The following is a 22822-nucleotide window of genomic DNA, read 5'->3' on the forward strand; positions in this document are numbered from 1 at the left end:
CCTATGGACCGCATGAACTGGAACACCAAGTCCGACAACCGCGCGGCGCGGCTCGCCAGAGCCGCCGAAGCGCTCGGCACGCAACGTGTCGGCAAGCGCGTGGCCACCGACGCCATCGCCACCTTGCTCGAGGCGGTGCTCGAACCCGGCGACCGCGTCTGCCTCGAAGGCAACAATCAGAAGCAGGCCGACTTCCTGGCGCAGGCCCTGGTGGGGCTCGATCCGCGGCGCGTCCACGGCCTGCACATGGTGCAGTCGGTGCTGGCGCTGCCGGAGCATCTGGACGTCTTCGAGAACGGCATCGCGGCGCGGCTCGACTTCAGCTTCTCCGGACCGCAGGGCGCGCGGCTCGCCAAGCTGGTGTCGGCCGGGCGCATCGAGATCGGCGCCATCCACACCTACCTCGAACTGTTCGCGCGCTACTTCGTCGACCTGACGCCGAAGGTGGCGCTGGTGGCGGCGCAGGCGGCGGACGCCGAAGGCAATCTCTACACCGGCCCCAACACCGAGGACACGCCGGCCATCGTCGAGGCCACCGCCTTCTCGGGCGGCATCGTGATCGCGCAGGTCAACGAGTGGGTCGACGGCAAGACGACGACGCTGCCGCGCATCGACATTCCGGCCGACTGGGTGAGCTTCGTGGTGAAGGCGCCGCGGCCGAACTTCATCGAGCCGCTGTTCACACGCGATCCGGCGCAGATCAGCGAGATCCAGGTGCTGATGGCGATGATGGCGATCAAGGGCATCTATGCCGAGTACGGCGTCGAGCGGCTGAACCACGGCATCGGCTTCGACACCGCGGCGATCGAACTGCTGCTGCCGACCTATGCCGAATCGCTCGGGCTCAAGGGCAAGATCGCCAGGCACTGGGCGCTCAACCCGCACCCGGCGCTGATCCCGGCGATCGAGGCCGGCTGGGTCGAGTCGGTGCATTCCTTCGGCTCCGAACTCGGCATGGAGGACTACATCCGCGCCCGCTCCGACGTCTTCTTCACCGGCCCCGACGGCAGCCTGCGCAGCAACCGGGCCTTTTGTCAGGCGGCGGGCCACTATGCCTGCGACCTGTTCATCGGGTCGACCTTGCAGATCGACCTCGACGGCAACAGTTCGACCGCCACTCTCGGGCGCATCGCCGGCTTCGGCGGGGCGCCCAACATGGGCGCCGATGCGCGCGGCCGGCGCCATGCCAGCCCGGCCTGGCTCAAGGCCGGCCGCGAGGCGCGCGCCGGCAGGTCGGGGGCCGCCGGAACGCCGCGTGGCCAGAAGCTCGTGGTGCAGATGGTTGAGACCTTCCGCGAGCACATGCAGCCGGCCTTCGTCGACAGGCTCGATGCCTGGACGCTGCAGGCGCAGGCCTGCATGGAGCTGCCGCCGATCATGATCTACGGCGACGACGTCTCGCACGTCCTGACCGAGGAAGGCATCGCCAACCTGCTGCTGTGCCGCAGCGACGAAGAGCGCGAGCAGGCGATCCGCGGCGTTGCCGGCTACACCGCGGTCGGCCTCGCACGCGACCGGCGCGCCGTCGAGAACCTGCGCGACCGCGGGGTGATCCGGCGGCCGCAGGACCTGGGCATCGACCCGCGCGAGGCCACCCGCAATCTTCTGGCGGCCCGCAGCATGCGCGACCTGGTGCGTGCGTCCGGCGGGCTGTACCAGCCACCCAAGCGTTTCAGAAACTGGTAGGAGGCCGCTGTGTCCACATCCCATCCCACGGGGCTCGAGATCCTCGAATTCACATTCCCCGGAAGCCGGCCCGCCGGCGCCATCGCCCCGGTGCTGGTCGGCGTGGTCGGCTCCGGCAACCTCGAGGTGCTGCTCGAAGCCGCGGCCGGCAGCGACTGCAGCGTGCGCATCGAGACCTCGGCGCGCGGCTTCGGACCGATCTGGGAAGCGGTGCTGCGCGACTTCCACGAGCGCCATCCGCTGGCCGGCGTGCGGGTCTCGATCAACGACATGGGCGCCACGCCGGCGGTCGTCAGCCTGCGGCTGGACCAGGCGGCTGCCGAGGTGGCGTCATGAGCGTCGTCAGCTTTGCCGAATGCTCGGCGCGCGAGCGCATCGCGCATCTGCTCGATGCCGGCAGCTTCCATGAATGGCTTCCGCCGGCCGAACGCGCCACTAGCCCGCACTTGGCGCAACTGGGCCTGCCGTGCGCCTTCGACGATGGCGTAGCTGTCGGCCGCGCCACCCTCGACGGCCGGCCGGTCTTCGTCGCCGCGCAGGAAGGCGCCTTCATGGGCGGCGGTGTCGGCGAGGTGCATGGCGCCAAGCTGGTCGGCATGTTTCGCCGCGCGCTGCGCAACCGGCCGGCGGCGGTGTTGCTGCTGGCCGAGTCGGGCGGGGTGCGGCTGCACGAAGCCAACGCCGGGCTGATTGCGGTGTCGGAGGTCATGCGCGCGCTGCTCGACGTGCGGGCCGCGGGGATTCCGGTGCTGGTGCTGATCGGCGGCGCCAATGGATGCTTCGGCGGTATGGGCATCGTGGCGCGCTGCGCCGATCGCATCGTGATGAGCGACGTCGGCCGGCTCGCGATGTCCGGGCCGGAAGTCATCGAGGCTTCGCACGGCGTCGAGGAATTCGATTCGCGCGACCGCGCACTGGTCTGGCGCACGACGGGTGGCAAGCACCGCTACCTGTGCGGCGACTGCGACGCGCTGGTCGAGGACGACGTGCAGGCCTTCCGCGCCGCGGCGATCGCCTGGATGGCCGCACCTGACGCGTCCCGGCCGCTGACGCGCGAGGCGCTAGAGGACGAGCACGCACTGCTCGCGGCACGCCTGAACGTGCTGTCGGGCGCGGCCGACGGCGGGGAAGAATCGTTTCGCCTGTGGCAACTGCTGGGCATCCGGGAACCCGAACGGGTGCCCGACCTCGACGTCGAAGCGGTGCGCGCGTTGCGCGCCGCATGAGGAGCACCCGATGGAATGGAAAGCACTCGCCGAAGCCCTCTTCGGCAGGCATCACGGCATGGAGGCCGATGGCGACTTCCTGCACGGCGAGCCACGTTTCGACGGCCAGCCACTCACCGTGATCGGCACCACGAACCATGCGCCGATCGGCGTCGAGTTGGCGCTGGCGCAGGCCCGCGTGGTGCTCGACACCGTCGCCGAGCGGCCGGGCCAGCCGATCCTGCTGTTGATCGACACCCAGGGCCAGCAACTGCGCCGGCGCGACGAACTGCTCGGCATCAACCGCGCGATGGCGCACCTGGGCGCCTGCATCGACCTGGCGCGGCGCAGCGGGCACGCGGTGATCGCGCTGGTCTACGACCAGGCGCTGTCGGGCGGCTTCATCACCTCGGGGCTGATCGCCGACGCCTGCTACGCGCTGCCCGAGGCCGAGATCCGCGTCATGCGCATTCCCGCCATGTCGCGCGTCACCAAGCTGCCCGAGGAGATGCTGACCGCGCTGTCGCAGTCGAACCCGGTGTTCGCGCCCGGCGTCGGCAACTACATCGCGATGGGGGGCGTGCGCGCGCTGTGGCAGGGCGATCTCGCGGCGGCGCTTCGAAGCGCGCTGGCACAGACCGGCACCGAGGACCGTCGGGCCTGCGATGGCGGTGAGCGCGGTGGCCGCACGCTGGCGGCGGGCATCGCCCAGCGCGTGCTGGACGCGGCCTGAGGCTGGCGATGGTTCCGCTGCGTCGCCATCGCTTGGCCTATCTCTCCGCTGCCGGCTGGCATGAGGTGCTTGCGCGCGCCTGGGACGAGGAGGCGCGGGCCTGCCTGATGCACTGGGCCGCGCACCGGCTGCCGCTTGTCGTGACCCGCCAGGGTCCGCCCGATCAGCACGCGGATGCCGCACCGATCGCGCTGGGCCTGCCGGCACCGCTGCGCTGGGGCCGCAGGCGGTTGGCGCTGCAGGTCGCGCGTCGGGCCCTTGTGTGTTTTGACGAGTTCCCGCGTGCCGCCGAGGCGGGGCGCCTGCTGCCGCGCCCGGTGCGCGCGGCGTGGCGGGTGCTGGACGCCGCGCTGGGCGCGCTCCATGCTGGCGCCCGCGTGTACGGCAGCCATGGCTGGCAACTGCTCAGCGGACTCGACCACGTGCACCCTGGGTCCGACATCGACCTCTGGATCGGGGTCGACGATGTTGTCCATGCCGATTCGGTCGCCCGGGAGCTGGAGGATTTCGCCGCTGGTCAGCGAGTGCGGCTCGATGGCGAATTGGTCTTTCCGGACGGCGCCGCGGTCGCTTGGCGCGAATGGCACGCCTGGCGCGCCGGCCGCACGCGCCGGCTGCTGGTCAAACGGCTGGACGGCGCCACGCTGGCAGAGTCGGACGCGACGATCGGCTTTCGTGCGCACGACGAGGTGGTGGCATGAAGGCGGCGCTGCGAGTTCGCGCGGCGTCCGGCCCGCTCGAGACAGCTGCGGGTGCGCAGGACATAGGCCGCGCAGCGGTGTTCGCTCTACACGACGAGCTGGCGCTGTGGCCCAAGCCCGGGCTGGTGTCCTTCCTTGACAACGGCAGCCACCAGGACATGGACGCCCACACCTTCATGCGGAGCCTGTTCGCGCTGCGTCACTACTTTCCGGCGATTTTCGAACTGGGCCGAGGGCGTGTTCCTTTCGCCAGTCTCGAAGCCTGCGGCATCGCGGCCGAGAAGCGCATGCTGGCCGCCACGGTGGGCATCAACACTCATCGCGGCGCGGTCTTCTCGCTCGGCCTGTTGTGCGCAGCCGCAGGCGCGGTGGAGTCCGAAGGGGGGCGATTGCATCCGGCCACGCTGCGCGCCGCTTTGCGCCGCCATTGGGGCGCGGCTCTTGCCGAACGCGCGCAGCGGGTCCCGGTGCTGCCGGGCGGTATCGCGGCGCGCCGCTACGGCCTGCGTAGCGCATCGGAGGAAGCGGCGCAGGGTTTTCCGGTGATCTTCGAGACCGCCGCACCGGCGCTGGAGCGTGCGAGTGCGCAAGGCCTGACTCCGCAGCAGGCCCGCATCGACACGCTGTTCGCGGTCATGGCGGTGCTCGACGACAGCAATCTGGCGCACCGCGGCGGGCTCGACGGGCTGCATTTCGCACAGGCAGCCGCGCGCCGATTCATCGACCGCGGCGGCATCGCCGCGCCCAATGGCCTGCAGCATGCAAGGGCCGTGCACCGCGACTTCGTTGCGCGTCGACTGTCCCCGGGCGGTGCGGCCGACGCACTGGCTGCGGCCTGCTGGCTGCAGCGCATCTGCGGCACTGCATGAGCCTTGCGCTGATTTTCTCGGGGCAAGGCATGCAGCACGCCGGGATGCTGCCGTGGCTCGCCCGGGACGACTCGGTGTGTGCGGTGGCCGATGCCCTGGGTAGCGACTGGCGGGCTCGGCTGGCCGATCCGCACTGGGCCGGCCGCAACGCGCATGCACAGCCGCTGCTGGTCGGCCTCGCCTGCGCAGCTTGGTCGCAGCTCGCGGCGCATCTGCCGACGCCCGCAGTGGTCGCCGGCTACAGCGTCGGCGAGCTGGCCGCCTTCGCCGCGGCAGGTGTCTACGGCCCGGCCACCGCGATCGACCTGGCGCTGCGAAGAGCCGCGCTGATGGATCGCGAGGCGGGCGACGCTGAGGCTGGCCTGCTGGCGATCAGCGGACTTGCTGGCCCCGCGTTGGAGCAGCTGTGCGGCGCCGCTGGGCTGGCGATCGCGATCCGCAACGGACTCGACAGCGCCGTGGTGGGCGGTCCGCGGGTCGCGCTGGCGGCTGCCACCGACACGGCGTTGCGACTGGGTGCGCGCTGCACCCCCCTCATCAATGTGAACGTCGCTTCGCACACGCCATGGATGGCGGAAGCCGCGAACGGTTTCGCGCGTGCGATCTCCACGCTGTCCTTCGCCGCGCCGCGGATGACCCTGCTCAGCAATTTTTCCGGCGGCCGCGTCGACCAGGCGCAAGCGCACGAGGCACTGGCTGCGCAGATCGACCACACGGTGCGCTGGGACGAATGCATGGAGGCCATCGCCGCCAGGCGGGTGTCGTGTGTACTCGAAATCGGCCCGGGACAGGCCTTGGCGCGCATATGGAACGAGCGCTTTGCGCATGTCCCGGCGCGTTCGGCGGACGAGTTCCGTAGCGTCGCCGGCATCGCGGCGTGGGTGACCCGGACGATCGCTCCCTGATCGCGCGCCCGTTGAATCGGACCTGCCGGTCGGCAATTATCCAGGTCACGGTCGAGTCGTAGGCAGAGGCGCAGGGTCTTCACGCTCTGCAGTCCCGAAGCAACTCGCCGAGAACAGACGCGCGAAGGCCGCAAGCACTTTCGTTCAACTGGCGCGCTTCAGCGATCGGCTGGCGCACTACGACCTCGCTCAAGAGCTCGAGGGATGCGCGTTCGGGCGCTGAGATCTTTGGTTCATCGGCGGCCTTCGAAAGGACGCGCGTGTTTCATCCCGTCGTCGCTCATGAAGTCCGGTTCTTACCGGGCCAAGTCCTCGCCGGTCACGGGCATGACAAGACTGCCAACGGACAATCTGGGTGCGCGCATGGCGGCGGCGAGAAAAGGCACTATCTGGCGCAGAGACTCGGCAAAGTTCTTGCCAGAGCAGAGGCTGTCTGAAACCACTTCGATGCGGCCTGTGTCCGCTAAAGCGTACTGGTAGGCGCCGAGCATGAAAATGAAACGCCAAGAGACGTCCTCGCGCGATACATCCGGAAGACTTCGTCTGAAGGCCGCGACGAAGCGACTCGATGAGTCATCGTACAGACGCTGGCGCAGTTCATTCCCGAACTGCGTGCCGTCCAGCTGCAGGTGAGCCTGCATGCGCAGAAACGCACGCCCGCTCTCACCGCTCATCGCAAGCCTGAAGGCGGGGGTCAGGAAAATTTCGACGAGGCGCTCCAGCTGGATCGCCCCCCCTTTTGCGGCTGCTTCCTCAGCGTCGAGTAGTCGCATGCGTTCAGCGACCATTGGGGTCCCGCAGCGCAGATATGTCTCTTGGAAAAGGGCTTCCTTGCTTCGAAAAAAGTAATGGATCATCCCTTGATTCACCCCGGCAGTGTCGGCAACGTTCCGCAACGAGCAGCCGGTGAATCCGTGCTCCGCGAACAGACGTTCGGACGCCCGCAGGATGTTTTCGCGTGCGTCACTCTTGCGCCGTCGCTGCTGCGGTTGTTCGGTTGCAGCCGCTGTGTCGTCGAGATGAATCTTCTGTCCCATGCCTTTGCGCTACCGCCCGCGAAGAAATGAGTCGCCAGTTGGAAGAGAAGGAAATCAACCAATGAACGCGCGGCGCACTCAATATTTAGTTAGTCAACGAACTAATAATACGATAGAGCGGTTGCCATATCAGGCGTGCGCTGCCGACGCTCTGGCAAGTGGCGGCGGTCGTCATTGGGGTTTTCCCTTATTTAACTTAGTCGGTCGAATAACTAACATTGCGGCGTGTTGCGGAGATTGGAGGATCCGAGATGATGAAATTGGTACTACAAAGCACCCTGTTGACCTTTGCCATGGTGGGCCTGTCGGCTGCGGCGCAATACCCGGAGCGACCTGTTCGCCTGGTGGTGCCCTACGCGCCCGGGGGCGGCACCGACAACATTGCCCGGCTGCTAGCCGCGAAGCTGGCCGCGCGCCTGGCCCAGCCGGTCATTGTCGAGAACAGGGCCGGGGCCAACGGCATCATTGGCTCGGACGCAGTGGCCAAGTCGCCGGCCGATGGGTACACCCTCCTGTTGGCAGGACTGGGACCCCTAGCCGTCAATCCGAGCCTGTTCCAGAAGATGCCTTACCAGCCGTCCAAGGCATTCGCGCCGGTCGTCAAGGTCTCGTCCGCGGCCTTGGTGCTCGTCACCGGCGCCGGGGCGTCGAAAGAAGGGCTCAAGGACTTGTTGGTGAGCGCCAAGGGCAAGCCTGGCCAACTGAACATCGCCAATGCCGGAGAAGGATCGCCGCAGCACATCTGCGCCGGCCTGTTCGCCCGCTCGGCCGGCATCACGGTGAACAACATTCCCTACAAGGGCGCGGCGCCGGCTATCACCGACGTGCTCAGCGGCAACGTGCAGGCACTGTGCGACAACGTCGGCACGGTCCGCTCCTTCATCCAGTCCGGAAAGCTCAATGCCCTGGCTGTGTCCACCCGCCAGCGGGCGCAGGCCCTGCCGGACGTGCCCACGTTCGAAGAGCAGGGCCTGGCCGGCATCGATTTCTCCTTGTGGTTCATGCTTGTGGCACCCGCCGGCACGCCGGCGGACGTGGTAACGCGCCTGAATGCTGAGGTCAACGCCATCCTCAAGCAGCCCGACGTGATTCAGACGCTGCACGACAACGCAAGCGAGGCCACCGGTGGCTCGGTCGCCGAGGCATCGGACTTCCTCGCGAGAGAAAACCGCGCGTGGCCGGAACTTGTGCGCGCGATCGGTTTGAGCAAGCAGTGACGCCACCCACCAATGCGTTGCCCCTTCTCCTCCAACGAATTGGCCCCATGAAGATCATCGACCTGTCCGTCGCTATCGAGAATGACCTGCCCGTGGACCGACCGGGCAACGGCCCAAAGATCCGCTATCAACACCATCGGGAAACTTTCGCGGCTCTGGCCGAGCCCTTCGCCGGCTTGCGCCCCGAGGATCTGCCTGACGGAGAGGCGTGGGCGGTTGAGCGCCTGGACCTGTCGACGCACAACGGCACGCACATGGACGCGCCATGGCACTACGCATCGACGATGAACCGGGGGGAGCGCGCCGCAACCATCGACGAGGTGCCGCTGGACTGGTGCTATCGGCCGGGCGTGAAGCTCGACTTCCGGAACCTACCGAACGGCCATGTGGTGCGCGCCGATGAGGTCGAAGTCGAACTGAAGCGCATCGGCCATGCCCTGCAACCCCTGGACATCGTGCTCGTCAACACGGGCGCCGCGGCGCACTACGGCAAGGACGGCTACCTGGACAGCGGCTGTGGCATGGGACGGGACGCCACGCTGTACCTGACAGAGCGCGGCGTCCGGGTCGTGGGAACCGACGCCTGGTCCTGGGACGCACCGTTCAGGTACACCGCCCAGCGCTACCGCGAAACGCAGGATGCGTCACTGATTTGGGAGGGCCACAAGGCGGGTCGGGAGATTGGCTACTTCCAGATGGAGAAGGTGACCAATCTGCACTTGCTGCCCGCCACGGGTTTCCAGGTGATCTGCTTTCCTGTGAAGATCCGCGCCGCGTCGGCGGGTTGGGTACGCGCTGTGGCCATCTTCCCCTGACTGACCAACCAAACGAAACCCCCTAACCTGGAGTACCGCGTGAACACGAGTGACCTGATCGGAACATGGTTCCTGCGAGAGGCGTATGCCGTCGGCGCCGGAGGCGAACGCCTGTACGACGTCTATGGCGCGCAGCCGTCCGGAGTCATCCACTACGGCAGCGACGGGCGCATGATGGCGCTCATCACCCACGATGGCCGAGAGCCGCTTGACGGCGACCGGCAGGCCGCGCCGGAAGCGCAGCGCGCGCAGGCCTACAAGTCCTCCATTGCCTACGCCGGGCGCTTCACGCTGGAGGCCGGCTGGGTTTCGCACTGGGTCGACGTCTCCACGTATGCGAACTGGGTGGGAACGGCGCTGCGCCGCGCCCTGAGCTTTGAGAAGGACACCGCCGTACTGAAGACGGCACCGCAAATGCAGAACGGCGTCGAAACCGTTATCAAGCTGGTCTGGCAGCGCGAGCCTGCCGAGTCCTGAGTTCCATCGCCCACAAGCAGCCCTCCATGTCCAAGCCCTCTCGCAAGATCATCATCACCTGCGCCGTGACCGGCGCCATCCACACGCCGACCATGTCGGACGCGTTGCCCTTTCGTCCCGAAGACATCGCACGCCAAGCTATCGATGCGGCCAAGGCGGGCGCAGCCGTGCTGCACCTGCACGCTCGCCATCCAAAGAACGGCGCCGTGTCCATCGACTCCGAGCACTTTCTCGGGTTCCTGCCCGAGATCAAGGCGTCCACCAACGCGGTGATCAACCTTTCCACCGGCGGCAGTTTGCGCAACACCGTGGCAGAACGCATCGCGCCAGCCAAGCGTTTCTCACCCGAAATGTGCTCACTGAACATGGGCAGCATGAACTTCTCGATGCATCCGCTGGCGCAGCGCTACAACAAGTGGAAGTTCGACTGGGAAGAGCCCTATCTGCGCGAGTCGGACAACTACATCTTCAGCAACACCTTTCGGGACATCGGGATGGTGGCGGAAGAACTTGGCACGGATCATCGCATCAAGTTCGAGCATGAGTGCTATGACGTCGGCCACCTGTACAACCTGAAGTTCTGCGTCGATTCCGGTATGTTCAAAGCGCCGATCTTCATCCAGTTCGTGCTGGGCATCCTGGGTGGCATCGGCGCCGACCTGGAGAACCTGGTCTTCATGAAGCGCACAGCAGACAAACTGTTCGGCGACCAGTACCGATGGTCCGTGCTGGGCGCCGGTGCCAGCCAGATGAGCTTGGCCACGGCCGCGGCAACCATGGGCGGCCACGTGCGTGTCGGCCTGGAAGACTCGCTGCTGATCTCCCGCGGGGAGTTGGCCGAATCGAATGCGCAGCAGGTGCGCAAGGTGCGGGAACTGTTGGAAGGCCTCGGCCAGGAGATTGCGACGCCCGATGAAGCGCGCGAAATCCTGTCGCTTAAGGGAAGTGACGCGGTGAAGTTCTGATTCCATTCACCGATCACGCCGCAAGAGAGTCACGAAGGCGGTGCGGCTGTCTCTCGCAAGCTGTATCCTTATGAGGATCCAATATTCCAATCGAACAGAGCGCAGGTGTTTCAACGCGCCAACACGCAAAGAGTCTTTCCATGACAGCCAGAGTCGGAAGAGTTGACCACCCCGTGGCCGCCGTCAACGATCTCGAACCCGCTCGTGAACGGTACAAGCAACTGGGATTTGTTGTCCCACCTGCGGGTCGGCACCGCGAATGGGGCACTGCCAACGTCTGCATCTTGTTCTCCGACGACTACCTCGAGATCCGCGGGATCGGGGATTCCGACAAGTTCCTGGCCGGGCTGGACAAGTTCCTTGTCCATGGCGAAGGGTTATGCGGCGTCGCATTCAATTCGAAGAACGCGGACGAGAGCTATTCCGAAGCCCGGGCGACCGGGGTGACGATCGAGCCTCCTAAGGCGCTCAACCGGAAGCTTGTGCTCGAGGACAAGACACTCGATCTGCACTTCAAGACAGTGATGCTAGGCCACGACCTGTATCCCGGGCTGACACACGCCAACCTGTGTGAGCACCTGACTTGGAACGATTTGCGCCAACCTGGCTGGCTCGACCACCCGAACGGTGTGGTCTCGTTTGGTCGGCTGACCGGTGTAGTCAAGGACTTCGATGCGGCCGAGAAGGCGTACACGCTGTTGCTTGGAGCCCAGAATGTGAAGCGACAGGCCGATCGGCTTTGGCTGAATTTCGAAGAAGGCGCCAATGTGGAGCTGATCACCGCGGCAGAGGCAGAGCGTCGCGGCGATGCCCAGCAGGCGCGTGGCGATGCCTACTTGGCCGCAGCAACACTGCTCGTCAAGGACGTGGCCGAAACTAGGCGGTTATTCGAGGGCAACGGCGTTCGCTTCCGTGAGGTCGAAGGTGTCTTGGCGGTCAACGCCGCCGACGCGTGCGGCGCTCATCTCTACTTTAAGCAAGCCTGATACAGGGAGGAATACATGCCAGTGATTCGTGTTGAATTGTCCGCCGGACGCACCCATGAGCAGAAACAGAAGGTGGTGGACGACGTGACCAAGTCGATGGTCGAGCATTGCGGGTGCCCGCCCGAATCGGTTCACGTGATATTTTCCGACGTGAAATCGTCGGACTGGGCCGTCGCAGGGAAATTCTTAGGTCAGCCGAGCGCTACCTGAACGGGCCGCAAGCGGTCCCACCGATTCCGCTTGCAACAACGTTCTCCAGCGCGCGTTGGGTGTGTTCGATGTGGGTCTCGAGGAGCGTGACCGCGCCTGCGACGTCCTTGGCGATGCAGGCCTTAAGAATCTCGCGGTGCTCAGCTTGCGGCGTCTTTCGGCCGGACTTGTACGACTGCTGTGCGCGCAGATGGACGCCGATCCCGCGAACTATCTCCTCGATCATCTTCAGAAGCTTCGGCCGCCCGCAGGGGGCATAGAGGCAAAGGTGAAACTCAAGGTTGAGTTCTGACCATTCGACTGGTGACTCGCTGCCATCGTATCGAGCAATGATTTCGCGAGCCTTCTTGTGATCACCGGTTTTCATCCGCGGGATGGCGAGCGAGAGCGCCCGTGTTTCCAAGCCGATGCGGATGTCCAGGATCTCGATCAACTCAGGTATGGAGCGACTGGCAACGATCGATCCCTGGTGTGGGGTATGGTCGATCAGTCCTTCAGCCTGCAAGCGATTGAGTGCTTCACGAATCGGGATGCGGCTCACGCCGAAACGTTTAGCAAGTGCTTCCTGCTTCAGTTGCACTCCGATACCCAGCATCCCGGAAAGTATCATGTCGCGCAGCGTGTCGGTGACAGCATCGGCAGAAAGAACGACTTCTCCAGCGGAAGGCGCGTTGGACATCGAAAAACCTCGTCGGTCGCAAAGTCCCAATCTTACTTTCGAATCCAATAATGGATCAGCGACCACTGCTGGAGGATCTTGTTGAGGAACTCCCTACGCGGGCTTGATATCGCAACGGGCCGCCCGGCCGCAAGGCGCTCAGCACGGACGCGCCGCGCCGAATTCCTTCGCGAGTTGGCCAGCTCGAACGTAGGCAGCGTGCACTGCAGCCTCGAGCGCCTTACCGGTGCCTTGGGCGTCCAGCGTGGCAATGGCCGCCTCCGTGGTGCCGCGCTTGGACGTTACGTTCAGACGCAGCGTGCCGAAGGGCGTGTCGGAAGAACGGGCCTGCGCGATCGCGCCGGCTGTCGTTTGGAGTACAAGCTCGCGGGCCTGCTTTTCATCGAAGCCATGGGCCTGCGCAGCACGCTGGAAAGCCTCGAGGAAGTGAAACACGTAGGCAGGCCCACTGCCTGAAACGGCGGTGACTGCGTCGAGGCGTTCGTCCGAGCCGACCCAGAAGGAGTCGCCAGTGCCCAATAGGATCTGCGCGACAAGCTCACGGTCGTCTGGCGTCACCCCGTCGAGAGCCAGAATCCCAGAGACGCCGGCACCCACCAGCGCACCCGTGTTTGGCATGACGCGAACGATGCGACGCGACCCGGTCCATGCCGCCAGGTCTTCCGAGGAGATGCCAGCCGCAATGCTGACGTGCAGGGGGGTACCGATGAAGGGCTGGATCGATTCAACTGCCTCGCGGAGCACTTGCGGCTTGACGGCCCAGACGATGACGTCCGCTCTTCGCAGAGACTCGTCGGCACGTTCGGCGGTTAGGACACCCAGCAGGGATTCCAGCTTGGAACGCTGGCTTGCCGCCGGTTCGACAATCAGGATGGCTTGCGCCGGCCACCCCGCCTGGACCAATCCGCCCGCGAGCGCCGATGCCATTTGCCCACCCCCGACAAACGCCAGCTGACGAGGAAACGATGAATCGGTCATATGCTCTTCTCACGTAGTTTGAAGAAGCGAATTCTGGGCGAATGTGATCTGAACATTTGTGCTTAGTTGTGGCGCGTTGCTGAACAAATCACTAGTCAGCCAACCGTTCGGTCGGGTCGTTGGCATCCTCAAGCATGAGTCTGCCCTGAGTCTTTCGCCAGCGCGGCTTGGATCAGGAGGTTGTCGGGAACGTCCAGAAGTCATCGTTGGCGATCTCTTCGCCATCCTTGAAACCGACCACGCCCCCTTCGCGCGCAGGGGCCGAGTTGCGCCGGATCCAGGCCGGTGGTGTGACCACTGTTGCCGGAGTGTTCTTGTGGAGGAGGTTGTGTAAGGACTTTCGTAGTGAAAAGTTCAGTAGATCAGCCTGATCATCGAGTAATCCTCCAAAAGACGACTTGCATAATCTGCTATTCGCGAGCAACCCATGCACATCATTGGATCCATTACAGGATCGTAAAATGGAGTCAGATTCGCAAATCCCGCGCAAAAATCTGCGAACTGCAGTGACGAGGTTCACTCGAAATGCCACTTACAGCGCCGAATTCTCTCGACTGTTTCATCAACCCGGGCATTGCCCATCCTCAGGAGCTCTCATGAAAGCAACTCTCCTACGATTCGTCCTGGGCAACTGCGGCGTTGCTGCCGCCACTGGGGTCAGCGCCCAGCCGCATACCGGCACTTTGCAGCGCATCAAAGAGTCCGGCGAAAATGGGCAATACGACGTGCCCGTTCGGTTGAAAGGCACCTCGACTCTGATCGCCAAGGCCATGGGAGTGCAGGCATGAAGCCGGCTTCGCAGGTCCTCGCCGAAGGTTTTCCGAGCCTTGTCTCGATGGGCGCGATGCTGCGCTCCGGTGCGTGCAGTTCGGTCGATCTCGCCGAGTACACGCTGCAGCGCATTGAGCAGTTGGATGACCGGCTGCATGCCTTCGTCGGGGTCTACGCAAAGGAAGCATTGCTGGCCGCACAGGCTGCGGACAACCAGATCCGAGCCGGCAACTGGTTAGGGCCGCTGCACGGCATCCCGGTCGCATTGAAGGACAACGTCGACCTGGCTGGCCGCCCGACCACGGCCGGCTCGACGCTCCTCGCGAATCACGTGGCCACCAGCAATGCGTGGATCGCGCAGCGTCTTCTTTCGTGCGGCGCGGTCATCGTGGGCAAAACGCACATGGTCGAGCTTGCGCTGGGCGCGTGGGGCACCAACGAATACATGGGCGCACCGCGCAACCCGTGGGGCGGCAAGGCGCACCTTTCCCCGGGCGGCTCCAGCAGCGGTTCCGCGGTGGCGGTCGCAGCCGGCATGGTCCCGCTCTCTATTGGCACCGACACAGGTGCCTCCGTGCGCGTGCCGGCCTCGCTGTGCGGGGTGACCGGCTTCAAGCCAACGAAGGGGCGGCTGTCCAGTGAAGGCGTGGTGCCGTTGAGCACGACGCTAGACAGTGTCGGCGTGCTTGCACAGACCGCCGAAGACGCGGCCCTGATGTTTGCTACGCTTACTGGCGATACGCACGCGTTCCCGCCATCGGAACTTCAGGCGGGCGCCAACCCTCCGCTGCGGGGCCTGCGCGTCGGCTATCTCGGATCGGCGGACCTCGAGGGCCTGCAGCCCGAGATCCATCGTGCCTATGGGCGTGCGCTCGATACCTTCCGCGAACAGGGAGCGCATCTCCAGCAGCTCGCGTTGCCGACCACCTTCGACGAACTGACCGACGTGTCAAGCACCATCATGCTGTCCGAGGCCGCGGCGAGCTGGGGCCATCTAGCCGCCGACGAGGCCTTGCGGATGGATGCTTCCGTGCGATCGCGGATCCTCACCGGCGCCAGGATCGGCGCGACCAAGTACGTCGACGCCCGCAGGCGGCGTGCGGAACTCAAGCGGCTGCTCTCTTGTTCCCTCGGGGATCTGGATGTCTTTCTCACGCCCACGTCCCAGTGTACTGCGCGTCCGCTTGAGAGCGTCGACCACACTAACCCACCCGTGCGGTTCGCCCGCATCGGAAACCTGCTGGACCTTTGCGGCATCTCGGTCCAGATGGGAGAAGACGACAAGGGCCTGCCGATCGGCTTGCAGATTGCCGGGCGCACCGATGCCGATGCGCGCGTGCTCGGTGTAGCACGCGGCTACCAAGCCTGCACGCCATGGCACCGGCGCCGCTGGACCGCCGAGAGCAGCGGCCGGTAGGCTGTCTTGCCTCTTCGTCACTGCGCCAGGCGTTTGTCTCGGCCGATAGCGGTGCAATGTCGTGGTGTCGTCTGGCTCGAGCGGCGCGCGCTTGTTTGAAATCAAGATCTCGATCTGCTTTTTCCTCGACCAAGCTCTGCCATGACCACTACCACTGTTCAAACAATTGAATCACTTCTTACGCAGCTAGGTATTGCCCGAGCGGCTGGCGGCGGAACATTGCGCGTGAACTCGCCAATTGATGGTGCGGAGATCGCGCGCGTGCACCAGCACTCTGCCGACGATGCGATGGCCAGCGTCGCGCGCGCGCACGAGGCATTTAAGCAGTGGCGCATGGTTCCAGCGCCGCGTCGCGGGCAACTGATCCGATTGTTTGGCGCCCAGTTGCGAACCGAAAAGGAGGCGCTCGGGAGCCTCATCGCCATCGAGACCGGCAAAATCCTCAGTGAGGGCTTGGGTGAAGTTCAGGAGATGATCGACATCTGCGATTTCGCGCTCGGCCTGTCGCGGCAGCTCTACGGGCTCACCATCGCCTCTGAACGGCCAGGGCATCGCATGATGGAGACTTGGCATCCACTTGGCGTCGTGGGCGTCATCAGCGCTTTCAACTTCCCCGCCGCCGTGTGGGCCTGGAATGCCGCACTGGCCATCGTCTGCGGTGACGCGGTCGTCTGGAAGCCCTCGGAGAAGACGCCGTTGACGGCGTTGGCCTGCCAGGCGATCTTGCAACGTGCACTAGCCCGCTTCGGTGAGGCACCGCAAGGCCTGAGCGAAGTGCTGATCGGCCTGCGCGACATCGGCGAGGTCGTGGTCGACAACCCTTGGGTGGCGCTGGTGTCGGCTACCGGCAGCACGCGGATGGGCGCGCAGGTAGGTCCGCGCGTGGCCGCTCGATTTGGCCGATGCCTGCTGGAGCTCGGCGGCAACAACGCGGTGATCGTCACTCCCACTGCTGATCTGGACCTGACCGTACGCGGCATCGCCTTCGCGGCGGCAGGAACCTGCGGGCAGCGCTGCACGACCACGCGCCGCTTGATCGTTCATGCGAGTGTGCGTGATGCGCTCGTGGCACGGCTGAAAAAGCTATATGCCAGGATGCCAGTGGGCAATCCGCTGGACGACGCCACGCTGGTCGGTCCCCTGATCGATGGCGCCAGCTTCGAGAGAATGCAGGCTACGCTGAAATCCGCGGCCTCGGATGGAGGCAAGGTGACGGGAGGCGAGCGCGAACTGCGCGAGCAGTATCCCCATGCCTACTACGTGCGCCCTGCCATTGTCGAGATGCCGGGACAGACTGACACGGTGCGCCGCGAAACCTTTGCGCCGATTCTGTATGTGCTGACGTACGAGGACTTTGAGGATGCCGTGGCGCTGCAGAACGACGTGCCACAGGGCTTGTCTTGCTCTGTCTTCAGCAACGACGTGCGTGAGACCGAAGCGTTTCTAGCGTCCGACGGCTCGGACTGCGGCATCGCCAACGTGAATGTCGGAACCTCCGGCGCCGAGATTGGCGGCGCTTTCGGTGGCGAGAAGGAAACCGGCGGAGGCCGCGAGTCGGGCTCGGACGCGTGGAAGGCCTACATGCGCCGCGCCACAAACACCATCAACCACTCGCGGTCGCCGTCACTTGCGCAGGGCGTCAAGTTCGACGTATGAGGTGCAATGGGCGCGGTCGTGCTGCGCATGGGTGCACATCTTCACAGCCGTCGCGGGGCGCCGGACAGGCACGCACGGAGCCAGCCGCAGCTGGAACCGCACTATGATGCATCTGAAAATCTTGCGTGCAATCCAATGGATTCCCGTCAACTCGAAATTTTCGTCACGGTAGCCGAGCGGCTGAATCTGCGCGAAGCGGCCAAGACCCTTGCCATCAGCCAGCCCGCTATCAGCGTGCAGTTGCAGGCTCTCGAGTCCGAGTTGGGTTTTTCGTTGCTGATCCGGGACAAGCAACGTCTGGTCGGCTTGACCCCGGCGGGGCACCAGTATCTTGAGGCCGCTAGAAATCTTCTTGCCGGCCTTCGTGGGGCAAGCCGCAGTGCGGCCGGACTCGCGGCGGGGAAGACGGCCGTCCTCAAGGTGGGAATTGCCGAAGAAGTTTCTACCGCCAGCAGCTTCTGGTCCGCATTCCGTGATTGCCAGAGGGCACATTCCCACATCGCTTTCCAGTTCGTGGAACTCACGCTGGATGAACTCACGTCTGCGGTCGCCACCGGAGACCTGGATATGGCTTTCACGCTGCAGCATCTAGATCTGCGGGATTTGCACGTCACGCCTTTGTGGTCGCAACGATGGTACGCCGTGCTCCCGACGGGCCATCCGCTCGCCGTGGAGTCGGAGTTGGGGCCCACGGATCTGGCGCAGGTCCCGCTGGTGCTCGGCCACAGCAGGCAGTCTTCGGGCGGGCACCGGCTGATCGAGGAAGCGTTCGCGCGGGAACGGGTGCAGCCGCAGATCAACATGCGCGCGGCTCGGCGTTCCACCATGTTGATGCTGGTCGCCTCGGGTGTCGTGTGCACCTTCATGCCGGCATCGGCTGCCACAAGGGGCCTGCCAGGGATGGCGATGGTGCCTTTTCGGGCCGAGCCGTTGATCGTGGTAGCGATTTCGCGAGGCGCGCAGGCACCATCCGCTTTGCGGGAGTTCTGGTCGGCATTGGGCGAGGCAAACAGCGGCTTTGATTTCGCAGGTCCCCAGGGATCGCACTTGCCGGAGCACCGCGGATGAACCTGCGCCGGCTCCAGTACTTCTTCGAGTTCGCCCGGCGTGCTTCAGAGGACGGCGATTGGCAGGATTGGGATTTTGTCAAATCGCACATCGCGGCGCTCGAAAAGGAACTGGGCACTGAGTTGGTCCACAAGAAGGGCCCGCAGGTCCGGCAGCTGACATCCGCGGGGCGTCACTACCTGATCGAGGCCGAGCGGTTGCTTTCGTCGCATGCCAGTGCGATGCGCATCGCGTCCGACAAGGACCAGGGGATTGCGGGAACCTTGCGCATCGGTCTGTGCGAGGAAGCGACGACCAATCGCTTCGCCAGCATCGTGGCCAGCTATTCGACGCAGTTTCCGAAGGTGCGCCTCGAGGTCGTGGAAGGCCATGCCGCCCAACTAACGTGGGCCGTCAAGCGACGCGATGTGGACCTTGCACTGACCTTGCCGCAAGATGTTGACGCGCAATTGGTTATGCACGACCTCTGGCAGGACCGCTGGACCGTTGCCCTGCCCAGGAACCACGCACTGGCGGAACGCGTGTCGCTGGGATGCGAAGACCTCGCACAGGAGCCGTTGGTGCTGGCTGACCCGCTGCAGCAACCGCATGGGCACGAGTACATTCGCGCCGCCTTTCGGCAGGCGCAGATCGAGCCCATTGTCGGCGCCATGGCCGTGAATCGATCGACCATGTTGATGCTGGCGACGATCGGTGTCGGCGCCACTTTTGTGCCCAAGTCAATGATCCGCGCGGCCATGAATCCCGATCGCTCGATGTCGCTGCAGTTCCGGGCATTCAATGCGAGCCCGTTGCAGATCTGCGCAGTGTTGGTGGTCAACAATCCTCCGCGCATCGCCACACATTTCCTCCAAGTGGCGCGGTCGGCCGTGGATGCGGACCCGGGCGGAAAATCGCTCTAGTAAGCGCGCCGCGGGGTGGCGGGCGGCTTATCACCTGATAGGCATTTGTTTCAACACGATGACAGTCCGGACCTCAGAATCCATTCCAGGCAATCGATACCCATTTCTGGATGGAAGGTGTTAAATGAGGTTTCTCAAAAGTGTGTTGATAGTGGGTGGCGGTTCTGCCGGGCTCACCTGTGCGGCCTTTCTGAGGAAAGCCGGCGTCGCGGTAGAGGTCTCGGAGATTAGCACCACGGTCAACGTCGGCGCCGCCCTGGGCCTGTCTTCCAATGCGTTGACGCCTCTGCGTGAAATCGGCGCGCTTGATGAAATCCTTGCATGCAGCACCCCCAATCTGCACATGCACGTGTGCGACGCTGACGGCCGTACGTTAGTCGATCTTGAGCGGCCGCAGCCGGCCGGCATTGATTTTCCCGTGAATGTGATCATCGCGCGCCGGGAGCTGACTCGCATTCTGACCGGCGTGGTTGAGGCAGCGGGCGCCACCATGTTCTTCGGTCGGCAACTGGTTTCCATGCTGGCCGATTCGGATGGCGTGTCGGTTGTGTTCGACGACGGTCGCGAGGCGCGGTATGACGCCGTTGTGGGCGCAGACGGGATCGGCTCGACCGTGCGGCGGATGATTTGGGGCGAGTCGCCCATCCAGGCAACAGCGGAAGTTGGATGGCGTTGGCTGACACCGGCGCGACCTTCGATGCGGCGAGGCGCTTACTATCTGGGCAGCGGAGGTACCAATCTCGGCCTGTTCCCGATTCCGGGCCAACAGATCTATGCGGTAATGGGCGAGCCAACGGACGACGGTTTCGTGAGCGATCCCGCTAAGCGGCGCGAAGATGTCGTGCGTCGCCTCGGCGAGCAGTTCGACGGCGCGTTCGCCCGCGATGCGCTCGCTGATCTACCGAGTGTCGAGGCCATTCATTTCAGTCGCTATCCGGCGATGCTGATGCCCCAGCCCTGGTACAAGGGCCGCATCCTGCTCATCGGCGATGCCGCGCATGCCCTGCCGCCGCACTCTTCCAGCGGCGCTGCCATGGCGATCGAAGACGGGGCTGTCCTTTACGACGAACTGTTGCGCGCCACGGAATGGGAAGCGGGCGTGCACGCCTTCATGGAGCGCCGCTGGCCACGCGTGAAGCAGGTCTTCGAGATGGCGTGCGACCGCGTTCGATCCAAGGCTGATCCTTCAGCGAGGAGTCTTCGAGATCCGCATACCGGCGAGAAGGTCAAGTCGCTCTGGAAATTTCTTCTGCAACCGTTCTGAACCGCGTAGCGATGAACAACATTCTGAGAATTCAACCCGCAGCGGCCGCCCCGGCGCACCCCACTTCGCGCGCGCCACTGGCCGGGCGCACTGGCGCTGTCGAGTTCCGCGGAATCACGAAGCGCTACGCCGGGGTCGCTGCGGTTGATGACGTGAGCCTTCAGATTGATGCTGGCGAGTTCGTATCGCTGCTTGGTCCCAGCGGATCGGGCAAGTCGACCCTGCTTATGCTCTTGGCAGGCTTCACCGAGCCTACCGCGGGCGAGATCCTGGTGGACGGCAGGCGGCTCGACCAGGTGCCTCCCAACCGGCGCAACCAGGGCCTCGTGTTCCAGAGCTATGCGCTGTTCCCGCACATGACGGTGCAGGAAAACGTGGCGTTCCCGCTGAAGGCGCGGGGCTTTCCAGCTGACAAGGCAAGGGAGCTGATTGAACAAGCGCTGCGGCGCGTCCGTATGGAAAACCTCGCACAGCGCTATCCATCGCAACTAAGCGGCGGCCAGCAGCAGCGCGTGGCTCTGGCGCGCGCCACTGTGTTCGATCCGCCGCTGATCCTGATGGACGAGTCCCTGAGCGCGCTGGATCGCAAGTTGCGCAAAGAGATGCAAGTCGAGATCAAGGATTTGCACCATGAGTTGGGTAAGACCATCATTTACGTCACCCATGACCAAGAGGAGGCACTCACCATGTCTGACCGCGTCGTGGTGCTGCAGGCTGGCCGCGTGGCGCAGGTGGGCAGGCCGCTGGATGTGTATGAAACGCCCTGCAACCCCTATGTAGCAGGATTCGTCGGCGAGGCGAATTTTATCGACGGAGCGGTCAACCGTATCAACGGGACGCAGTTGGAAATTCTCACATCCTTGGGCGTAGTGCACGCAGTATCGACGCAGCGCTGGCGCATTGGCGCGAAGGTGACGGCCATGGTTAGGCCCGAGGCCTGTCTTGTGCGCGTGCCTGGGCGCACAGGGGGCACGCTCGACGCGAGCATCTCCGGCGTCGTGAGTCAGGTAGCCTTCCTAGGCGACTCGCATCAGTACCACATTGACACTGGCCCTCAATCGCTTGTGGCCAAGGTGGCCCGTTCCCGTCAGAACGACCTGTTCGCGCACGGCGATCAAGTCGAAGTCGGGTTTCATCGTGAGGACGTGCGCGTGTTCAGCACGGACGAATCCTGAAACCATCCTGAAAGGTCGAAGACATGACAAAGCTCAAGCATGGCGCCATCGCGCTTGTCTGCATCATCGGTTGTGCGACGGCGTGCGCTCAGACCAGAACACTGACTGTTATCGCCGGTGGAGGTTTGCAGGGGGAGGGCGTATTCAAGGCCTTCGTCGAGCCCTTCGAGAAGGAGACCGGCATCAAAGTCTATGTCGTCCGAGACCAGGCGATGGCAGCGCAGATCAAGCTCAAGGCCAAGAGTGGCAAGGTGGACGTCGATCTGGCGGTACTTACGGCCGCATCATCTAGCGCCTTGTTCCATGAGAATTTGTTGGAACCGATCGACTACAGGCAGATCGAGCAGGGGCTGATGGCTAAGTTTGATGCGGAGTCCAGAAAACCCTGGGGCGTGCAGGTGTTCTATTCCTCTTGGGTGCTGGGTCTCGATGCCTCCAAATATCCCGCGGGCAAGCCGATGCCGTCGAGCTGGGCAGATTTCTGGGATGTGAGTCGGTTCCCGGGGACGCGGGTCATGCAAAACGGTGAACTCGGCTCGCAAGGTCCCTTCGAGGAGGCACTGCTCGCCGATGGCGTACCTGTTGACAAACTGTATCCGCTGGATATCGACCGAGCGTTCCGCAGCCTGGACAAGATCAAGCCGCATATCCGCAAATGGTGGAAGTTGGGTAGTGAGCAGATGCAGCTCTTCTCCAGCGGCGGTACGGCCATGGGTATGGGATTCGATGGTCGGTTCACCGCACTGACTCAGGCCGGCAAGCCGATGACGATTGTGTGGCATCAGGCCAAGATGGGCGGCGTGTACTGGGTGATCCCCAAGGGCGCGAAAAACGTGAAGGAAGCGCATCAGTTCATCGAGTTTGCATCGCGAGCGCAACCTCAGGCCGCCTTTGTGCGCATGACCGGCTACGCGCCGGCCAATCCAGAGGCCTTTGCCTTCATTGACAAGGAACTCGCCAAGGTATTGGTGTCGTATCCCGACAACCGCAAGCAGGGCTACGCGGTCAATGGCGACTGGTACGCGCAGGTCGGTGCCGACGGAAAAACCAATAGCGAGCGCTTGGCGCAGCGCTGGAATGAGTGGATCACCAAGTAACCCGCTGTG

General features: G+C 64.3%; 25 protein-coding genes. 21 read left to right on the forward strand and 4 right to left on the reverse strand.

Features of this window, described 5'->3' with window-relative positions; translation table 11 throughout:
• Positions 1-3: 3 nt before the first annotated feature.
• The 7 genes from mdcA to B0W80_RS17540 are packed head-to-tail and all read left to right on the forward strand — an operon-like array spanning position 4 to position 6099.
• Complete coding sequence (gene mdcA, locus B0W80_RS17510) at positions 4-1686, forward strand: malonate decarboxylase subunit alpha (RefSeq protein ID WP_011171707.1); 1683 nt, start codon at positions 4-6, stop codon at positions 1684-1686.
• A gap of 9 nt (positions 1687-1695) precedes the next feature.
• On the forward strand, positions 1696-2022 hold the full coding sequence (mdcC, locus tag B0W80_RS17515; protein ID WP_011171708.1) for a malonate decarboxylase acyl carrier protein: 327 nt from the start codon (positions 1696-1698) through the stop codon (positions 2020-2022).
• Positions 2019-2912: a biotin-independent malonate decarboxylase subunit beta gene (locus tag B0W80_RS17520; protein WP_011171709.1), complete on the forward strand. Its 894-nt coding sequence runs from the start codon at positions 2019-2021 to the stop codon at positions 2910-2912. Before mdcC ends, B0W80_RS17520 begins: the two co-directional genes overlap by 4 nt.
• Before the next feature lie 10 nt (positions 2913-2922).
• On the forward strand, positions 2923-3624 hold the full coding sequence (locus tag B0W80_RS17525; protein WP_011171710.1) for a biotin-independent malonate decarboxylase subunit gamma: 702 nt from the start codon (positions 2923-2925) through the stop codon (positions 3622-3624).
• A gap of 32 nt (positions 3625-3656) precedes the next feature.
• On the forward strand, positions 3657-4325 hold the full coding sequence (gene mdcG / locus B0W80_RS17530) for a malonate decarboxylase holo-[acyl-carrier-protein] synthase (RefSeq protein ID WP_256856608.1): 669 nt from the start codon (positions 3657-3659) through the stop codon (positions 4323-4325).
• Positions 4322-5194 (forward strand): triphosphoribosyl-dephospho-CoA synthase MdcB, encoded by an 873-nt coding sequence (gene mdcB / locus B0W80_RS17535; protein ID WP_011171712.1) that lies wholly within the window; start codon positions 4322-4324, stop codon positions 5192-5194. Before mdcG ends, mdcB begins: the two co-directional genes overlap by 4 nt.
• Positions 5191-6099 carry an acyltransferase domain-containing protein gene (locus B0W80_RS17540; RefSeq protein ID WP_011171713.1) on the forward strand — a complete coding sequence of 303 codons (909 nt, stop codon included), beginning with the start codon at positions 5191-5193 and terminating at the stop codon, positions 6097-6099. Before mdcB ends, B0W80_RS17540 begins: the two co-directional genes overlap by 4 nt.
• 79 nt (positions 6100-6178) lie before the next feature.
• Here the strand turns inward: B0W80_RS17540 and B0W80_RS36210 are convergent, their stop codons facing one another.
• Both B0W80_RS36210 and B0W80_RS17550 read right to left on the reverse strand, forming a co-directional pair.
• Positions 6179-6292, reverse strand: coding sequence for a hypothetical protein (locus B0W80_RS36210; protein ID WP_256856609.1), 114 nt, complete (start codon positions 6290-6292; stop codon positions 6179-6181).
• A gap of 103 nt (positions 6293-6395) precedes the next feature.
• Positions 6396-7136: a TetR/AcrR family transcriptional regulator gene (locus B0W80_RS17550; RefSeq protein WP_011171714.1), complete on the reverse strand. Its 741-nt coding sequence runs from the start codon at positions 7134-7136 to the stop codon at positions 6396-6398.
• Between the two features lie 251 nt (positions 7137-7387).
• Here B0W80_RS17550 and B0W80_RS17555 point away from each other — a divergent pair, with 251 nt between their 5' ends.
• The 6 genes from B0W80_RS17555 (at position 7388) to B0W80_RS17580 (ending at position 11806) form a co-directional block, all read left to right on the forward strand.
• Positions 7388-8353, forward strand: a complete 966-nt coding sequence (locus B0W80_RS17555) for a tripartite tricarboxylate transporter substrate binding protein (RefSeq protein ID WP_083745459.1) — start codon at positions 7388-7390, stop codon at positions 8351-8353.
• Between the two features lie 47 nt (positions 8354-8400).
• Positions 8401-9168 carry a cyclase family protein gene (locus tag B0W80_RS17560; protein ID WP_077000439.1) on the forward strand — a complete coding sequence of 256 codons (768 nt, stop codon included), beginning with the start codon at positions 8401-8403 and terminating at the stop codon, positions 9166-9168.
• 39 nt (positions 9169-9207) lie between these two features.
• The gene (locus B0W80_RS17565) at positions 9208-9645 is read left to right on the forward strand and encodes a lipocalin-like domain-containing protein (protein ID WP_077000440.1); all 438 of its coding nucleotides are present in this window, start codon (positions 9208-9210) and stop codon (positions 9643-9645) included.
• A gap of 26 nt (positions 9646-9671) precedes the next feature.
• On the forward strand, positions 9672-10610 hold the full coding sequence (locus B0W80_RS17570; protein WP_077000441.1) for a 3-keto-5-aminohexanoate cleavage protein: 939 nt from the start codon (positions 9672-9674) through the stop codon (positions 10608-10610).
• Positions 10611-10750: 140 nt separating this feature from the next.
• The gene (locus B0W80_RS17575) at positions 10751-11596 is read left to right on the forward strand and encodes a VOC family protein (protein WP_077000442.1); all 846 of its coding nucleotides are present in this window, start codon (positions 10751-10753) and stop codon (positions 11594-11596) included.
• Positions 11597-11611: 15 nt separating this feature from the next.
• Entirely contained in the window at positions 11612-11806 is a 195-nt protein-coding gene (locus tag B0W80_RS17580; protein ID WP_077000443.1) for a 4-oxalocrotonate tautomerase, read from the forward strand.
• On the opposite strand, the gene B0W80_RS17585 is transcribed toward B0W80_RS17580, so the two are convergent.
• Together B0W80_RS17585 and proC are read right to left on the reverse strand one after the other, a co-directional pair.
• Positions 11799-12485, reverse strand: coding sequence for a GntR family transcriptional regulator (locus B0W80_RS17585; protein WP_077000444.1), 687 nt, complete (start codon positions 12483-12485; stop codon positions 11799-11801). The two genes, B0W80_RS17580 and B0W80_RS17585, sit on opposite strands and share 8 nt — an antisense overlap.
• Before the next feature lie 138 nt (positions 12486-12623).
• On the reverse strand, positions 12624-13463 hold the full coding sequence (gene proC / locus B0W80_RS17590) for a pyrroline-5-carboxylate reductase (RefSeq protein WP_077000445.1): 840 nt from the start codon (positions 13461-13463) through the stop codon (positions 12624-12626).
• Between the two features lie 596 nt (positions 13464-14059).
• On the opposite strand from proC, the gene B0W80_RS17595 reads away from it, so the two are divergent.
• The 8 genes from B0W80_RS17595 (at position 14060) to B0W80_RS17630 (ending at position 22813) form a co-directional block, all read left to right on the forward strand.
• The gene (locus tag B0W80_RS17595; RefSeq protein WP_077000446.1) at positions 14060-14251 is read left to right on the forward strand and encodes a hypothetical protein; all 192 of its coding nucleotides are present in this window, start codon (positions 14060-14062) and stop codon (positions 14249-14251) included.
• Complete coding sequence (locus B0W80_RS17600) at positions 14248-15651, forward strand: amidase (RefSeq protein WP_077000447.1); 1404 nt, start codon at positions 14248-14250, stop codon at positions 15649-15651. Before B0W80_RS17595 ends, B0W80_RS17600 begins: the two co-directional genes overlap by 4 nt.
• Before the next feature lie 141 nt (positions 15652-15792).
• Complete coding sequence (locus B0W80_RS17605) at positions 15793-17307, forward strand: aldehyde dehydrogenase family protein (protein WP_077000448.1); 1515 nt, start codon at positions 15793-15795, stop codon at positions 17305-17307.
• A gap of 6 nt (positions 17308-17313) precedes the next feature.
• Positions 17314-18375 (forward strand): LysR family transcriptional regulator, encoded by a 1062-nt coding sequence (locus B0W80_RS17610; protein ID WP_083745461.1) that lies wholly within the window; start codon positions 17314-17316, stop codon positions 18373-18375.
• Positions 18372-19277, forward strand: a complete 906-nt coding sequence (locus B0W80_RS17615) for a LysR family substrate-binding domain-containing protein (protein WP_077000450.1) — start codon at positions 18372-18374, stop codon at positions 19275-19277. Before B0W80_RS17610 ends, B0W80_RS17615 begins: the two co-directional genes overlap by 4 nt.
• A 124-nt stretch (positions 19278-19401) precedes the next feature.
• On the forward strand, positions 19402-20541 hold the full coding sequence (locus tag B0W80_RS17620) for an FAD-dependent monooxygenase (protein ID WP_077000451.1): 1140 nt from the start codon (positions 19402-19404) through the stop codon (positions 20539-20541).
• A gap of 11 nt (positions 20542-20552) precedes the next feature.
• On the forward strand, positions 20553-21716 hold the full coding sequence (locus B0W80_RS17625) for an ABC transporter ATP-binding protein (protein ID WP_077000452.1): 1164 nt from the start codon (positions 20553-20555) through the stop codon (positions 21714-21716).
• 23 nt (positions 21717-21739) lie between these two features.
• Entirely contained in the window at positions 21740-22813 is a 1074-nt protein-coding gene (locus B0W80_RS17630; protein ID WP_077000453.1) for an ABC transporter substrate-binding protein, read from the forward strand.
• Positions 22814-22822: the final 9 nt, after the last annotated feature.

The sequence above is a fragment of the Variovorax sp. KK3 genome, from assembly GCF_001984055.1.
GTDB lineage: Bacteria > Pseudomonadota > Gammaproteobacteria > Burkholderiales > Burkholderiaceae_C > Variovorax.

Coding starts and splice junctions, on each gene's coding strand:
- B0W80_RS17625 (WP_077000452.1), top strand. CDS start 20,553: ATGAACAACATTCTGAGAATTCAACCCGCAGCGGCCGCCCCGGCGCAC.
- B0W80_RS17610 (WP_083745461.1), top strand. CDS start 17,314: ATGGGCGCGGTCGTGCTGCGCATGGGTGCACATCTTCACAGCCGTCGC.
- B0W80_RS17615 (WP_077000450.1), top strand. CDS start 18,372: ATGAACCTGCGCCGGCTCCAGTACTTCTTCGAGTTCGCCCGGCGTGCT.
- B0W80_RS17550 (WP_011171714.1), bottom strand. CDS start 7,136: ATGGGACAGAAGATTCATCTCGACGACACAGCGGCTGCAACCGAACAA.
- B0W80_RS17600 (WP_077000447.1), top strand. CDS start 14,248: ATGAAGCCGGCTTCGCAGGTCCTCGCCGAAGGTTTTCCGAGCCTTGTC.
- B0W80_RS17620 (WP_077000451.1), top strand. CDS start 19,402: ATGAGGTTTCTCAAAAGTGTGTTGATAGTGGGTGGCGGTTCTGCCGGG.
- B0W80_RS17630 (WP_077000453.1), top strand. CDS start 21,740: ATGACAAAGCTCAAGCATGGCGCCATCGCGCTTGTCTGCATCATCGGT.
- B0W80_RS17520 (WP_011171709.1), top strand. CDS start 2,019: ATGAGCGTCGTCAGCTTTGCCGAATGCTCGGCGCGCGAGCGCATCGCG.
- B0W80_RS17575 (WP_077000442.1), top strand. CDS start 10,751: ATGACAGCCAGAGTCGGAAGAGTTGACCACCCCGTGGCCGCCGTCAAC.
- B0W80_RS17605 (WP_077000448.1), top strand. CDS start 15,793: ATGACCACTACCACTGTTCAAACAATTGAATCACTTCTTACGCAGCTA.
- B0W80_RS17540 (WP_011171713.1), top strand. CDS start 5,191: ATGAGCCTTGCGCTGATTTTCTCGGGGCAAGGCATGCAGCACGCCGGG.
- B0W80_RS17555 (WP_083745459.1), top strand. CDS start 7,388: ATGATGAAATTGGTACTACAAAGCACCCTGTTGACCTTTGCCATGGTG.
- B0W80_RS17570 (WP_077000441.1), top strand. CDS start 9,672: ATGTCCAAGCCCTCTCGCAAGATCATCATCACCTGCGCCGTGACCGGC.
- proC (WP_077000445.1), bottom strand. CDS start 13,463: ATGACCGATTCATCGTTTCCTCGTCAGCTGGCGTTTGTCGGGGGTGGG.
- mdcA (WP_011171707.1), top strand. CDS start 4: ATGGACCGCATGAACTGGAACACCAAGTCCGACAACCGCGCGGCGCGG.
- B0W80_RS17580 (WP_077000443.1), top strand. CDS start 11,612: ATGCCAGTGATTCGTGTTGAATTGTCCGCCGGACGCACCCATGAGCAG.
- B0W80_RS17560 (WP_077000439.1), top strand. CDS start 8,401: ATGAAGATCATCGACCTGTCCGTCGCTATCGAGAATGACCTGCCCGTG.
- B0W80_RS17595 (WP_077000446.1), top strand. CDS start 14,060: ATGAAAGCAACTCTCCTACGATTCGTCCTGGGCAACTGCGGCGTTGCT.
- mdcB (WP_011171712.1), top strand. CDS start 4,322: ATGAAGGCGGCGCTGCGAGTTCGCGCGGCGTCCGGCCCGCTCGAGACA.
- B0W80_RS17585 (WP_077000444.1), bottom strand. CDS start 12,485: ATGTCCAACGCGCCTTCCGCTGGAGAAGTCGTTCTTTCTGCCGATGCT.
- B0W80_RS17525 (WP_011171710.1), top strand. CDS start 2,923: ATGGAATGGAAAGCACTCGCCGAAGCCCTCTTCGGCAGGCATCACGGC.